Source organism: Streptomyces argenteolus (assembly GCF_042902585.1).
In the GTDB taxonomy this organism is placed as follows: domain Bacteria; phylum Actinomycetota; class Actinomycetes; order Streptomycetales; family Streptomycetaceae; genus Streptomyces; species Streptomyces argenteolus.
The window spans coordinates 73972-88171 of record NZ_JBIBEG010000011.1 but is presented as its reverse complement, the minus strand read 5'-3'; the positions used below and the strand labels follow the sequence as shown (position 1 = coordinate 88171).

Annotated in this window: 8 protein-coding genes and 2 pseudogenes; 7 read left to right on the top strand and 3 right to left on the bottom strand. The window is 69.8% G+C overall.

All coding sequences use genetic code 11. The annotated features are described in order from the left end of the window. Window positions 1–510 precede the first annotated feature (510 nt). The 4 genes from ACFY8O_RS30165 to ACFY8O_RS30150 are packed head-to-tail and all read left to right on the top strand — an operon-like array spanning window position 511 to window position 4746. Window positions 511–1266 carry a (5-formylfuran-3-yl)methyl phosphate synthase gene (locus ACFY8O_RS30165; RefSeq protein ID WP_387907937.1) on the top strand — a complete coding sequence of 252 codons (756 nt, stop codon included), beginning with the start codon at window positions 511–513 and terminating at the stop codon, window positions 1264–1266. Between the two features lie 8 nt (window positions 1267–1274). Next, window positions 1275–2684 (top strand): aldehyde dehydrogenase family protein, encoded by a 1410-nt coding sequence (locus ACFY8O_RS30160; RefSeq protein WP_387907934.1) that lies wholly within the window; start codon window positions 1275–1277, stop codon window positions 2682–2684. Continuing rightward, complete coding sequence (locus ACFY8O_RS30155; RefSeq protein WP_387907932.1) at window positions 2681–3787, top strand: NAD(P)-dependent alcohol dehydrogenase; 1107 nt, start codon at window positions 2681–2683, stop codon at window positions 3785–3787. Before ACFY8O_RS30160 ends, ACFY8O_RS30155 begins: the two co-directional genes overlap by 4 nt. Then, the gene (locus ACFY8O_RS30150) at window positions 3784–4746 is read left to right on the top strand and encodes a class I SAM-dependent methyltransferase (RefSeq protein ID WP_387907929.1); all 963 of its coding nucleotides are present in this window, start codon (window positions 3784–3786) and stop codon (window positions 4744–4746) included. The genes ACFY8O_RS30155 and ACFY8O_RS30150 overlap by 4 nt, the downstream gene beginning before the upstream one ends. A gap of 723 nt (window positions 4747–5469) precedes the next feature. On the opposite strand, the gene ACFY8O_RS30145 is transcribed toward ACFY8O_RS30150, so the two are convergent. From ACFY8O_RS30145 to ACFY8O_RS30135, 3 genes and pseudogenes are all read right to left on the bottom strand, one after another. Next, a complete protein-coding gene (locus tag ACFY8O_RS30145; RefSeq protein WP_387907927.1) occupies window positions 5470–7758 on the bottom strand; it encodes a glycoside hydrolase family 9 protein in 2289 nt (762 codons plus the stop codon). A 543-nt stretch (window positions 7759–8301) separates the two neighbouring features. After that, window positions 8302–8583 (bottom strand): annotated as a pseudogene (locus tag ACFY8O_RS30140) (hypothetical protein); the annotation flags it as partial. A 101-nt stretch (window positions 8584–8684) separates the two neighbouring features. Next, window positions 8685–9848, bottom strand: a complete 1164-nt coding sequence (locus ACFY8O_RS30135; RefSeq protein WP_387907924.1) for an amidase family protein — start codon at window positions 9846–9848, stop codon at window positions 8685–8687. A 773-nt stretch (window positions 9849–10621) separates the two neighbouring features. On the opposite strand from ACFY8O_RS30135, the gene ACFY8O_RS30130 reads away from it, so the two are divergent. From ACFY8O_RS30130 to ACFY8O_RS30120, 3 genes and pseudogenes are all read left to right on the top strand, one after another. Further along, the gene (locus tag ACFY8O_RS30130) at window positions 10622–11299 is read left to right on the top strand and encodes a hypothetical protein (protein WP_387907922.1); all 678 of its coding nucleotides are present in this window, start codon (window positions 10622–10624) and stop codon (window positions 11297–11299) included. Between the two features lie 333 nt (window positions 11300–11632). Further along, window positions 11633–12465, top strand: a pseudogene (locus tag ACFY8O_RS30125) (IS5 family transposase). Window positions 12466–13598: 1133 nt separating this feature from the next. Further along, complete coding sequence (locus ACFY8O_RS30120) at window positions 13599–13817, top strand: MbtH family protein (RefSeq protein WP_387907920.1); 219 nt, start codon at window positions 13599–13601, stop codon at window positions 13815–13817. Window positions 13818–14200 lie beyond the last annotated feature (383 nt).

Genomic DNA, 14200 nt, shown 5'->3' with positions numbered 1-14200 from the left:
CCGTCCTTGGACGTTCTGGCCGCGCGGATGCGGTAGAACATCCCTCGCTGCCGCGATCGACCAGCGACTCGGCCACCCCGGCACGCCCCCCGCGTGCTCGCGGCGAGCGTGGCCGTTGCACTTCGGGTCGCGCTTCGGCAGTGGCTTCAACCTCCGGCCGCACCCCTCGCAAGCGGTGGGCTCCTCGTGCCGTCAGGCTCGCTACCAGACCTGCTCCGCTCCGCGCTCGCCCCACTCGAACCCGCACTTGAGCTGTCACCGGGCCCGACTCCGGAGTCAGCCACTTCCGGCTTGCACGGTCAGGAGGTACACGGTCGAACAGGCGCCCTCAGGCTCATCGCGCCGGTGCACTCCGAGTCATTCGTGTACGCACGCACGCCGCCCGGGGAACCCCGCACGCCCTACCGCCCCGCACGAGCAGCGGAAATGATGAGCACACCGCACATGAACCAGGTGATCCGCAGTTCCCCGTGCCCTGGCCGGGCGGACTCGCGGCGGAAGGAGTTCACGGTGTTGCTTCTCATCTCCCCGGACGGCGTCGAGGAAGCGCTCGCTTGCGCGAAAGCGGCGGAACACCTTGACATCGTCGACGTCAAGAAGCCCGACGAGGGATCTCTCGGCGCCAACTTCCCCTGGGTCATCCGGGAGATCCGCGCCGCGGTTCCGGCCGACAAACCGGTGTCCGCCACCGTCGGCGACGTGCCGTACAAGCCGGGAACCGTGGCGCAGGCCGCGCTCGGCGCGGCCGTCTCCGGTGCCACGTACATCAAGGTGGGCCTGTACGGATGTACCACTCCTGAACAGGGCGTCGAGGTCATGCGGGCGGTTGTCCGGGCCGTGAAGGACCACCGGCCGGACGCGCTCGTCGTCGCCTCGGGCTATGCCGACGCCCACCGCGTGGGCTGCGTCAATCCGCTCGCCCTGCCCGACATCGCGGCCCGCGCCGGTGCCGACGCGGCCATGCTGGACACCGCGATCAAGGACGGGACGCGGCTGTTCGACCACGTTCCACCGGACGTCTGCGGCGAGTTCGTCCGTCGCGCCCACGCAGCCGGTCTGCTCGCCGCCCTCGCAGGCAGCGTCAAGCAGGCCGACCTCGGTCCCCTGACCCGTATCGGAACGGACATCGTGGGCGTGCGGGGAGCGGTCTGTTCGGGCGGTGACCGCAATGCCGGAAGGATCCAGCCGCACCTGGTCGCAGCCTTCCGGGCGGAGATGGACCGGCAGGCCCAGGAGCACGCCGCCGACGCCCCGGCCCTGAACTGAACGCCTGGATGCCGGCGCCCGAAGCCGAACGGGCCGTCGGACACCGTGCCCCACGCCTCGCCGTCATCGACCCGGCCACCGGGGAGACCTTCGACGAGACCCCCGACCAGCGACCGGAGGAGCTGGACGACGCGGTCGACCGGGCCCGGCGCGCCTGGACCGGATGGCGCGCCGACCGGGCCGCCCGTGCCACCGGACTGAAAGCCGCCGCCGACGCCGTGGAGGCCGCCGGGGACGACCTCGCTCCGCTCCTCACCCGGGAACAGGGCAAACCTCTGGCCGAGTCGTACGCCGAGGTCGCCCGTACGGCGGCCCGGCTGCGGTACTTCGCCGATCTGGCCCCCCGGACCCGCCGGATCGACGACGGCCGGCCCGTGCACAGCGAAATCCGCTGGCGCTCTCTTGGGCCTGTTGCAGCGATCGTGCCGTGGAACTTCCCCCTCCAGCTCGCGTCGGCCAAGTTCGCGCCCGCACTCGCGGCCGGTAACACCGTGGTTCTCAAACCGTCCCCCTACACCCCTCTCGCCACCCGACTGCTCGGTGCCGTCCTCGCCACGGCTCTCCCTGAGGACGTCCTGACCGTCGTCACCGGGCGGGAACCTCTCGGTGCCCACCTCGCCTCCCATCCGGGCTTCCGCCACGTCACCTTCACCGGCTCGGTGCCGACCGGACGGGCTGTCGCCGGAGCTGCGGCGACCTCCCTCGCCCGGATCACCCTGGAACTGGGCGGCAACGACGCGGCCGTCCTCCTGGACGACGTCGACGTGGACCGGATCGCGGACCGGCTGTTCTGGGCCGCCTTCCGCAACTGCGGGCAGGTCTGCATGGCGGTCAAACGCGTCTACGCACCGGCCCGGCTCCACGCCGAGGTCGTCGAGGCCCTCGCGCACCGCGCGAAGACCGTCGTCGTCGGACCCGGCCTGGACCCGGACACCCGGCTCGGGCCCGTCAACAACGCCCACCAGCTGGCCCGGGTCGAGCGGGTCACACAACAGGCCCTGGCCGCCGGCGCCCGCGCGGCGACCGGCGGTCACCGGCTCGACGGGCCGGGCTACTTCTTCGCACCCACGATCCTCACGGACGTCCCTCCCGACGACCCGGTGGTGACGGAGGAACAGTTCGGACCGCTTCTTCCGGTGCTGCCGTACCGCCGCCTCGACGAAGCCGTCGAGGCGGCCAACGGCACCGGCTTCGGGCTGGGCGGCTCCGTGTGGGGCACCGATCTCGACCGGGCGGCGGCGACAGCCGACCGGCTCGAATGCGGCACGGCCTGGATCAACCACCACGCCGAACTCTCCCTCGCCCAGCCCTTCGCAGGCGTCAAGGACAGCGGGGTCGGTGTCGCGGGCGGGCCGTGGGGCCTCTACGGAAACCTCCGTCCGTTCGTAGTGCACCGGCCGCGGGAGGAAGAACGATGAAGTTCCGCGCCGCCGTGCTGCGCTCGTACGAGTCCCCGTTCGCGGTCGAGGAGGTAGTTCTGGGCACCGGCCCGGCCGCCGGTGAGATTCTCGTCGAGATCGCGGGATGCGGAATGTGCCGGACCGATCTCGCGGTCCGGCGATCAGCCGGCCGCCCTCCGCTGCCGGCCGTCCTCGGCCACGAGGGGACCGGAGTGGTGGTGGCGGCGGGCGACAGCCTGGACAGCGCGATCGGCGTCGGTGACCACGTCGTGCTGAGCTTCGATTCCTGCGGCGGCTGCAGGAACTGCCGTGGCGCGGCTCCCGCCTACTGCGACTCCTTCGCCTCACTCAACCTCTTCGGGGGACGCGAGGAGAACGCGTCACGGCTCACCGACGTCGCCGGGGGAGCACTGGCCTCCCGGTGGTTCGGACAGTCCTCCTTCGCCGAGTACGCCCTCGTCCCGGCGCGCAACGCCGTCCGGGTCGACCCCGCCCTGCCGCTCGAACTGCTCGCTCCGCTCGGCTGCGGCGCCCTCACCGGTGCCGGGGCCGTACTGAACACCTTCCGTGCCGGTCCCGGTGACACCCTCGTCGTACTCGGCGCGGGAGCGGTGGGCCTGACCGCGCTCATGGCGGCCACCTCCGTCGGTGTACGGACCGTGGCCGTCGACAGGCATCCCGGGCGCCTGGAGCTGGCCGAGCGGTTCGGAGCGGTCCCGCTGTCCTCCGCCACGGCCGGGTTGGCCGAACGCATCCGCCGGCACACCGACGGCGGCGCACAGTACGCCCTGGACACCACGGCCTCCGCCCCGCTCATCAACGATGCGCTCCGCGCGCTGCGCCCCACCGGCACTCTCGGGCTCGTGGCACGTCTGCACTCGGCCCTGTCGCTCGAACCGGGCACGCTCGACGGAGGCCGCAGCATCCGGCACATCTGCGAGGGGGATGCCGTGCCCGAACTGCTGATACCCCGGCTGATCGGTCTGTGGCAGGCCGGCCGCTTCCCCTTCGACCAACTGATCCGCACCTACCCGCTGGCCGACATCAACGAGGCCGAACGCGACTGTGACGCCGGACGCGTGATCAAGCCTGTCCTGCTGCCGGAGAGAAGAGAACGATGAGTGAACCGTCCACCACCGAAGACCCCCGCCATCCCAGCAGCGACCCTTCCGAGTTCTCCGCCACGGAGACGCGGCCGACCGGCGCGGAAGGCGTGGACGCAGGCGTGGGACTGACCGCCCTCCTGGTCGCCGCCGCACGGGCGATCGAGACCCGGCGCCCCGACAGCCTGGCCCAGGACGTCTACGCGGAACACTTCGTACGCGCGGCCCCCGCCTGCGCGGACTGGCCGGTAAGCATCCAGCAGGTCCCGGACGGGGACGACAACCAGTTGTGGGGGAGGTTCGCCCGCTACTTCGGCCTGCGGACCGCAGTCCTCGACGAGTTCCTCCAGCGATCGGTCGGTACGGGCGTCCGGCAAGCGGTCCTCCTGGGAGCGGGACTGGACACGCGGGCCTTCCGGCTCGACCTGCCGTCCGACTGCGTCGTCTTCGAGATCGACAGGGCGGGTGTGCTGGCCTTCAAGCAACAGGTGCTCAAGGACCTGTCGGCCGCCCCGAGGGCGAAGCGGGTCCAGGTGCCGGTCGACCTGCGCGAGGACTGGGTCACCGCGCTGACCTCCGCAGGCTTCGATCCGGCCGCACCGAGCGTCTGGCTGGCCGAAGGACTGCTCTTCTACCTGCCGGGTCCCGCCGAGACGTACCTCATCGACACGGTGGACCGGCTCACCACCGGGGGCAGTGCCCTGGCCTTCGAGGCCAAGCTGGAGAAAGACCTGCTGGCATACCGCGACAGCCCGATCTACGTGGCGACGCGGGAGCAGATCGGCATCGATCTGCTCGGTCTCTTCGACAGGGGGCCGCGCCCCGACTCCGCGGGTGACCTGACGGCGAAGGGCTGGTCCACCTCGATGCACACGCCCTTCGAGTTCACCCGGCTGCGGGGACGTGGTCCTCTTCCCGAGCCGAACGACGCGCTGGAGGGGAACCGGTGGGTGTTCGCGCACAAGCCCCGCCCCTGACGTCCACCCACGACGACGTCCGCACGGGTCCGGCACCGCCGTGACCGTACGGGGCCGACGCCCGTGCGCGTGCGGAGAGCCGAGTGTCGGTGCCGGCACGCGGCGTTCCGTGGTGGCACGTGCCGCCACGGAACGCCGCATGTCCGGGTCGTGTCAGACGGCCCGGACACCACCAGTCGGTCAGCCGGAATCCCGCTCGGAGCCGGGGCGTGGTAGTCCTCGATGCCCCTGGCCCGCGTGGTCACCATGATGCGGTCCTCGGCGTCCGGGCCGAATGCGTCGAAGAGCGCGTGGATGTTCGCCTCGGCGAAGCCGATCGCCGCCATCAGCGAGACGAAGAGCGGGCGGGGTCTCGCCGCACGAGGTGTCCGGGCCCGGCCGTACGAACTGGTTGTCGGCACGTCACTCCTTCTGGTAGCGAAGGCCCTCCACACCGTCACGCCTCTCCCCCCAGGAGGGCACGTAGAAGCACTCGTTGAGCCGAGTCCGGGATGCACGGACCGCAGGAGACAGGTGACGGACATGCGAACCGAGGCCACCGACAGGGCCGAGCTGGTCTTCTCCCCCTCTGCCGTGCACCAGGCCGTGGACCTCGTCTGTCGGCGGAAGCTTCCAGGCGTTTGCGGCCCGCCGCTTTCCACGCCACCCAAGGAGGACGGCCGCAGGAGACTGCGATCGTGCGGGGCGGAGGGCGACGGCCTCCGCCCCGCACGCTTCCGGCGGTCAGGAGCAGCTGACGCCGTTCAGTGCGAACCCGGTGGGCGCCGAACCGGGTGTCCCCGATCCCTGGAAGCCGAACGAGGCCGAACCGCCGGGCGGGACCTTCCCGTTGTGGCCGCCGTCGGTGGCGGTCACGACAGCTCCGGACTGGGTGGCGGTGGCGTTCCAGGCGCCGGTCACCTTCTCGGAACCGCTGAAGGTCCAGTTGAGCCGCCAGCCGTCCACAGATGTGCTGCCGGTGTTCCTGACGGTCACGTCGGCGGTGAACCCGCTGCCCCACGACGAGCCGACCTTGTAGGTCACCGAGCAGGCGGCACCGGCGGACGGAGTCGGCGTGGGGGTGGGAGTCATGGTCGGCGTGGGGGTCGGGGTCGGGGAGGGGGACTCACCGGTATCGCCGTCGGGCAGCTCACCCCACTGCTGTGACGTTCCCTCCAGCAGTACCAGCCTCGGCGCGTCCACCGGGGTGGAGCCCGGTGTCGTCGGCAGGCCCGCGTACGACCAGTCGTTCGACGGGTCCCAGGCGCCCGAGGAGGCGACCCGGAACTGCACCTCCTTGCGGTAGGCCGACTGACCGGCCGGGGCGATCACGGTGTTCGAGCAGTCCACGCTGATGTAGTGGACGTTCCCCTCGTACTGCTTGGCGCCGGAGGCCGTGCCGCACTGGTTGTAGTTGGTGGTCACGGTGATGTCCGCCGGCGAGACCCCGGGCTCCAGGGTGAAGTAGTAGCGCAGCGAGGCCTTGGTCAGCGGCCTGGCCGGCCAGGCCGACTTGTTGACCAGGTAGGCCTTGATCTCGGTGAAGTTCGCCCCGGACGCGTTCACCGACGCCTGGGCCAGCACCTCGGGCCCGTCCGGTGTCTCGGCCTTGGGGAACGAGGCGAGCGGGGCGCCGCCGTATTCGGCGTAGAGCCGGGCGAGGGCACCGGTGAAGGCGGCGTTGTAGTCGGTGGCGACCTCGTTGTTGACGTAGTTCTGCCGGTCGTCGGTGTAGGAGTCGTCCGCCGCGCCCGGCCCGCCGACGAGTGCGCCGTACAGGACGTGGCGGGTCTCGACGGGGTTCGTCATCTGGTCGGTCCACGACCCGTGCGCGGTCCGGTGGTGCGGCTTGGTGGGCGGGGTGGCGCCGAAGCCGACGACATAGCTGGCCTTGCGCGGGTTGTCCCCGAGGGCGTAGTTGATCTGGCGTACCGCGAAGTCGTGGTAGCGGGCCTTGCGGGTCGCGTCACCGGAGAGCCAGTCGCTGTAGGAGAGCGCGGCGAAGGCCGTGTTCGCCGCGTAACGCAGCGATCCCCAGGAGTCCAGCACGGCCTGGCCGCCGGGGGAGTACTTCACCTTGGCGCCGTTCACCCCGGTCGTCCACCAGTCGAGCCAGCGGTTGGAGTCGTCGATGTACCTCTGCTTCCCGGTGAGCTTGGCGAGCATCACGTACGAGCCGTACGAGGTGTCGTCCCAGGAGAGCGTCCATCGGTAGGAGCGTGTGGAGGTCTGCGGCTCCGTCGACAGCCCGTCGTAGTACGTCTCCGCCTTGGCCAGGTAGGAGGCGTCACCGGTGGCCTTGTGAAGCCAGATCGCGCCCCACACCAGCTCGTCCTGGTAGCCGCTCCAGGAGTTGTAGTACGACTTCGCGTCGGTGATGCAGTCGCTGTACTTGCCGCGGTAGGTGTCGGCGAACGAGTAGAGCTGCTTCGCGTGGGTGAGGAGCTTCGCCGCGTACGCCGGGTCGTCGTCGGCGAAGAGCATCGAGGAGGACGCCATCGCGGCGGCCGTCTGCCCGGCCAGGTCGGTGCCGGGGCAGGAAGCGTCGATCTTGTACGCGGGCCGGGCCATGGACATCACTTCGGCGGGGCCCCACCACTTGTGGTCGTCGCCGCCGTTGCCGACCTGCCCGTAGAGCACGTTGGCGGAGGGGTGGGCCTTGACGAAGTAGTCGTTGACGAAGCGCAGGTTGTCCTTCAGGCGAGCCAGCTGCCCGGACGCGGCGTAGGCGTCCTTCTGCTCGATACCGCCCCAGGCGAGCACCGTGGCGCTGTAGGCCATCGGGAGGCCGAACTTCACGTGGTCGCCGGCGTCGTACCAGCCGCCGGTCAGATCGAGCCCGACGTCCTTGCCGTCGTCCATGCCGGAGTCGCCACGCCAGGAGACGCGGTTGTCCTCGGGAAGCTTGCCCGAGCGCTGGGCTTCGTAGAAGAAGAGCGACTTCTGCAAGGCCTCGCCGTAGGCGAACGCCGGTGCTGCCTGGGCCGGGGTGGCGGCCAGGGGCATGAGTCCGGCGGCGAGCAGCGCGGCCACGCCGGCGAGGGTGACTCCCAGGCGGGAGCGGCCGTTCGTGCTCGGCGGAGAGTGGCGGGATATCGATCTGTGGAACGCGCGGGGGAGGGAGGGCAGTCGCAACGGATCGTCCTTCGGGGCGGCGGGCGGCGTGGGGTGCCCGTGGTCGTACCGGACCGGCGAATGGCATGCCGGACCGGGCCGACGGGGCGGTGGGGCGGCTCGTGCGGAAGTGCGGCGTGCGCGGGTGCTGAGCGGTGCAGACAGTGCGGCTCGTGCGACGGGCCGGTGCGGGGTGGCACCGGCCCACGCGGAAGCGTCGGCAGCCCGGCGCGATGTCCGGCGCGACGGGCGTGGGAGCGCTTCCACGGACGTGCTCATGAAGCCAGCGCGGGGCCCGCCCTGTCAACGGGGCGCGTAAGGAGAGAAGGGAATTGCCGGGGCAGGGCGCGGTCGCCCTGGCTATGCACCAGGCCGGATGGACCAGCACAGTCACGGTGCTCGACGTCCCAGCATCCCTCCGACGACGTGGTCGTCACCGTGCTCGTCCTGGGCGGAACCAACGGAGAGCAGGGCCATGGCCGGGTCGCTGCTCGGGAAGAAGAGTTTCGGGAAGACCAGGACCGCAGCGGTCGCGTAGCCGTAGAAGTCGTAGCACTCGATCGTCGTGCCAATGAGGCCGGCGGTCAGGACGTAGGACCGCGAGTTGACGGGCTCGGCGTCGGCCTGAGACTGCGAAGGGGCCTGAGCGGGCCCGGTGGTGGGAGCGTCATCTCTGGGACGTTCCCACGACGCCGTAGTGCGGCCGTCGACGTGGGGGGCCGACGGCCCCCCACGGCGGTGCAGGTCCCCCTCGTGGCCAGGCCGCGCAACCCGTGCCGGCGCCGAATGGATCTCACCCCACGCGGCCCCGGGACCTGAGAGACAGCGCCCGCAGGAGGCGACGCTCACACGCGGGCCGCCTCCAAGCGGACCGCGAGGTCCAGAAGGTGGCGGTCGCTTCCGCGCGGGCCCACCAGGCACAGGCCCACAGGGGCGGTGCGGCTGCGGACGGGGATGCTGACAGCGCAGCGGCCCGTGAGGCCGGCGAGACAGGTGAGCTGGAAGGTCTGGGCCCTGGCCTGCTCGATGACAGGGCCGCCGAGTGCGGCCTCCTCACGCGTGGGAGCCACCGAGGACGCGGACGGCAGGATGAGTATGCGGTTGCCGAGCAGGTCGTCGACACGGGCGCGTGCCTCGCGCAGCACCCGCTCGGCCGCCGTGAGATCGTCCGGGGTGTACTTCGACGCGGTCTCGAACCGGGACCTGACATCCGGGTTGAGCGACTCCCAGTGCCGCGAGACCCACGGCCCCCACTGGCGCCAGGCCTCCACCCCCTGCTTGGTCTGGAAGGCGCGCACCCAGCCGGGCAGGACACCAGCGTCGAACCGTACGCCCCGGATGCGCGGCAGCCCGGCAGCGCGCCAGCCGCCCACCGCCCGGCGCACGGAGGCGGCGACCTCCGGTGAGGCCACGTCGATGATCTCCTGCGCGAGTACGACACCCGACGGAGCCGGGCCGCCGTCGGGGGGCAGCAGAACACGCCCCGCGGCGCGCAGGGCCCTGGCTTCACGGGTGATCCAGCCGACCGTGTCGAAGGACGGAGCGAGCGGCAGCAGGCCCTCGGTGGACACCGCGCCGTGGCTCGGGCGGATTCCGTACAGGCCCTGGTAGGAGGAGGGGATGCGGATCGAGCCTCCGGTGTCGGTGCCGAGACCGATGTCGGCCTGTCCCAGTGCGACGGCACTGGCGGGACCTGAGGTCGAGCCGCCCGAAATGCGCTCCGGAGCCGCCGGGTTGGGCGGCGTACCGTAATGCCCGTTCGTGCCCGCCAAGCTGTACGCGAACTCATCGGTACGGGCGATTCCGACGACGGCCGCGCCCGCCGCGAGCAACGCCGCAACGGCCGGAGCGGTGGTGGGTTCCGGACGGCTCCCGGCCAGCCACTCAGGGTTGCCCGCGCCCACCCGATGCCCCTCGACGGCGAACAGATCCTTGACGGCCACGGTCAGTCCGGCCAGCGGACCGAATCCCGTCGCGGGCACCAGCGGGTCGCCGAGCTCTCTCCACACCGTGGGATCGGGCTCCCCGGACGCACGGGTCTCCGGTGCCGGCTCCCTGCCGGCTCGCGACGCCGCGAACGCCGGCTGTCCTACGGAAGAGACCAGTGCCCCTGCCCCTGCCGCCGCCGCGAGTCCCAGAATCGACCGCCGGTTCGTCCACATCTGGCGCACCCCTCATCTCGTATGCCGGTGATGGACGCTAGGCGGGGTGTGTATCGGCGCGGTTTCATCGTCGTGGGTGGCCGGTAAACGGCCGGCCGGTCAGGAAAGGTCACCTGTCTGATCGGCGGAACCGGTATACGACACCCGGGGGGCCGCACCATGTTCGACATCACCCGAGCGCGGGGGCATCACCCACTGGACCGGCACGCGTCGTTCATTTCGTCGGTGTCGCCGGCCCGTGCTCTTTCGGGCTTGGTCGGCCCCCGCCGGGCGAGTGCGCAGAGCCGCTCGATCGATTCGTCGGCATCGGGTGGGGGCCGGTCGACAAGCCCTTGACCGGGACTGAGTACTCATCTTCGGGGGCAGGCGCTCCTGTTGCCCTGGCGGCTGAGGTGACCATCCTGCCGGCGCGATCGGCCCAGGCACTGGACCGCCCTGGAGGAGTGCTGACCAGTTGCTGACGTCGCCGGCGGCGTCCGGCTCGACGAGAGTGCGTGCCGGGCGTCGCCCCGGAGTGAATGTCGCCTGCCGTAGCAGCGGAAAATGCCCGGTCGCACTCTCCCGTCCCCTTCGCTCGAATCTTCGCGAGGGTCTTCGACGTGCTGCGCAACACTGTTCGAATGACTACCGACCGGTCGCTCGCGACATCCGAGGACATGCACACCCATCTCGTGGACGAGCTGAACCTCGCGCTCCGCAGGGTGGGCATGTACGGGGAACTGGGGCTGAGTATGTGGTTCCTGATCAACCATCTCCTCGTCCTCGAGCGCCGACCCGAGGTGTGGGAGGAGCAGAAGGACCGCTGGCAACGACAAAGACTGTGGAGTTCGACGGCGACACGGGGCGTGTTCGCTCGCTACTTCCCGGCCGATCACACGTACAGCGAGGCCTCCGTCTACGCCGAGTTCGCACGTCGGGAAGGCTGGTTGCAGCGCGACCGTGTGCTGGACGGTGAGGCGTACTCCGCGCTTCGGGACGAAGCCGGACGGTGGGCCGAACACGACCGATCGTGGGCAGACGTCACGGCGGCCTTCGGCCCTCCTTCAATCCTGATCGGGGGAACCAATCCGCGCTACGGCAAGACCCTTTGCTACCTGACCAATGATCTCACCCAGCCGATGGTGACCTTCCACCTGTGGAACGGCACCGACCCCGGACTCGACGACTGGCCAAGCCACCAACAGCCACTGCTGTTGGCCGTGCGATGCGGTGACGGTGATCTCGCTGACAGCCTCACCTTCACTCCGCAGGGCCAAAGACGGCGTCCCAAAGACGAGGGAGGAGAGCGGTGCCGCTGATCCCACAGGCCGCAGCGCGAGGGGCGGCCCTGGCAGAAAGCGCCGCCATGGACCGGCAGAAGTCCGACCAGGATTGGCCGACTGGATGCCGTCGTCCCCGGAGGCGCAGTGCCGGTATGTGGGGGGAGTGGGTCTCGACCAAGCTCCGCCTGCAGCTCCCCGCGGACGGCCGCCGGGGGTGTCCGTCTGCTCCAGGCCGAGCGGTCGCGGGATGCCTGGCCTGCTCGGACGTCGCTCTCGAGACCTGGGTCGAGAGCGACGGCGCCATCGGCGTGGAGGACGCCTTCGACGAGGCGGTCGCCGCGGTCCGAGGCTAAGGCTGTGTCCTATGTGGTGCTCGCTCGTTGGGCTCGTCATGGGGCGCGGGGGCGTGGAGTTGTTCCGGAGGGGCTGTGGGAGATCGCGGACCGCTGATCCCGCCGTCGAAGGTGCGGCCGAAGGGCGGCGGGACGCAGGACACGCCTGATGAGACGCTGTTCGCCGCGGTCATCTACGTCCTGGTCGGCGGATGCGGCTGCCGGGCCTTGCCATCGCGCCTCGGGGAATCGAAGTCGACGGCCCACCGCAGGTTCCTGATCTGGTCCAGGGCCGGCGCCTGGGGCCGGCTGCACGAGGAGATCCCGCACCGCCCGGACGATGCCGGCCTCCTCGACCTCCGCGGGCCGTGCTCGACTCCGCTCACGTGAGGGCTAAAAGGGGGCGAACTCACAGGTCCAAGCCCCGTGGACCGGGGTGAGCCGGGTTCCAAGACGCACGCCCTGTCGGACGCGAACGGACTGCCCCTCCTCGTCGGCCTCTCCGCGGCCAACACCCACGACAGCCTCGCGCTGAAGCCCATGATCATGGGCAACCAAACGAGACACGACCCCCACCGCGGCCGCCACTTCGCGCCCCAGCGACTCCACGCCGACAAAGCATACGACGTTCCCCACCTGTGGAAATGGCTATTCGGCAAGCACATCGGCGGCCGCATCGCCCGCAAGGGAGTCGAGTCCAGCGAATGCTTACGACACCGACGATGGGCCGTCGAACGCACCATGTCCTGGCTGACCGGCTACCGCAGGCTCAACCCCCGATACGAACGCCAGCCCCGCAACTACCTGGCCTTCCTCGGCCTCGCCGCCGCCCTCTGCTGCTACAAACGACTCCTCCGACTCACCGCATAGGACACGGTCTAAGTGCCGCCGTGGAGCGCGAAGTCGCCCCCCAGCACCCCAGGCGCTGGGACAAGACGGTGCACCGCGAGCGAGTGATGTTCAGTATCCAGCATCGGGCACCGCCTCGGCCGGCCGGTATCACACCGACAGCCTCCACCAGGCGCTGCAACTGTGGGGTGCGCCGCTGGCAGCGCACGGTCAACCCTGGCACTTGCTCGGCGAAAGTCACCTTCGGGCGAGTCGGGATTTCGCAGTACAGGCGGCGTACGGACACGTCGATGCGTAGAGCCCGTCCTCCGAGAGAGGTGTCGGAGAGGTGCCGTACATAGCGGCTGTGGCACCACGCGCTGAGCTGGCCGCATCGGCTACGAGAATCTTGCCAGAGACACGATCACGTGTACGCCGACAACAGGTGAGAAGCGGGCACCACGCCGCCCTCTGCATCTGCGGCCGGTATCAGCCGGCCTTGCCGAGGCGGCGGCGGTCCGGGCCTGCTCGCGCACCGGCGTGAAGTCGACGCCGCCCCTGGTGCAGGAGGAGCCGAGGCGGGCGGCGGGCACGGCGCCGAGTCAGGCCAACAGCCGGGATCCAACTCTCCCCAGACCCGCCCCCGCCGCCCACCGCGGGCAGTTACAGGCAGGGCCCGCATCAGTAGATGTGGGGCGCTTGACCGGCGCATGGGGGCGCATTTCCTGATCTGACCATGCCTCAGACTCTGCTGGCGTGCGCCGGTGCTATCCGGATTTTCGCGGGTTGAATTCAGTGATACGCACACAATAGGGGCATGGGGTGGCTGGATATATCTGTTCTGGTCGCGTTGGCATATGTCTCGGGCGACTTGCTCCCTCGTCGGCTCATTGGCTACTTTCAAGTAATGGGCTGAAGTTGCATCTCTGGTCGGCGGGGCCCTCTATTGTGATTGGAGTGGTCGGGCGGATCCGGGGAAAGCTTGGTAGGTCCGCTGGTGTGACGTCGATATCTCAAGATCTTCAGGGCTGATGCATTTCCGCCACGTGGCCGAGAGGGCACCGCGAGGCGCGGATGGCTCGGCGTCGGAGTGTCGGGAATTAATGTGCGCCAGCTGCCTGAAAACCGCTGATGAACATGTCGTAGATAGAGTGAGAACAAGTCAGGGGGCGTTCGTGAGCAATCCTTTTGATGACGAGTCGGGGCAGTTCGTGACGCTGGTGAATGGCGAGGGTCAGTACTCGCTGTGGCCGGCGCACATCGATATCCCTGGCGGCTGGAGTGTGGGTGGGCCGGAGGGGTCGCGCCAGGAGTGTCTGGATGCGATCGAGGCGGCGTGGACGGACATGCGGCCCTCCAGCCTGGTCCGGGCGATGGAATCCGGCACCGGGTAAGGGCTTCCGGTTCGTCGAGAGGGTGCCACTCCTCGTGAGCTGACATGCAGGTTGGGACGCTTCCGTCTGATCGAGTTCGCTCTCAAATGGGCAGAACCGATCAGGCGGGAGTGTTAATCGGTCATGTCTTGGCCATGAATTGTTCTGCTGTCGTGATTCATCGGCGGACCGCTGCGTCATTCGTCGGTGATTCGCGAAGACGGTCAAGTATCCTGCCGGGCGCCTGACCCGGCAGGGATTCCGGTGATGCCCGCTGCCATGGGCGCCGGATACACCCCCGTTATGAGGTCGGCCCGTTGCCGGGGCCGGGCGCTGCTTCGGCGTGCCCCGCTCCGGCCGGCGTTCCTCGCTTCCCCACTCCCCGAAAAACCTCTCCCCAAAGG

Excerpts from the sequence above, each read along its gene's own strand:
- ACFY8O_RS30130 (WP_387907922.1), top strand. The coding sequence starts at position 10,622 with ATGACTACCGACCGGTCGCTCGCGACATCCGAGGACATGCACACCCAT.
- ACFY8O_RS30150 (WP_387907929.1), top strand. The coding sequence starts at position 3,784 with ATGAGTGAACCGTCCACCACCGAAGACCCCCGCCATCCCAGCAGCGAC.
- ACFY8O_RS30155 (WP_387907932.1), top strand. The coding sequence starts at position 2,681 with ATGAAGTTCCGCGCCGCCGTGCTGCGCTCGTACGAGTCCCCGTTCGCG.
- ACFY8O_RS30160 (WP_387907934.1), top strand. The coding sequence starts at position 1,275 with ATGCCGGCGCCCGAAGCCGAACGGGCCGTCGGACACCGTGCCCCACGC.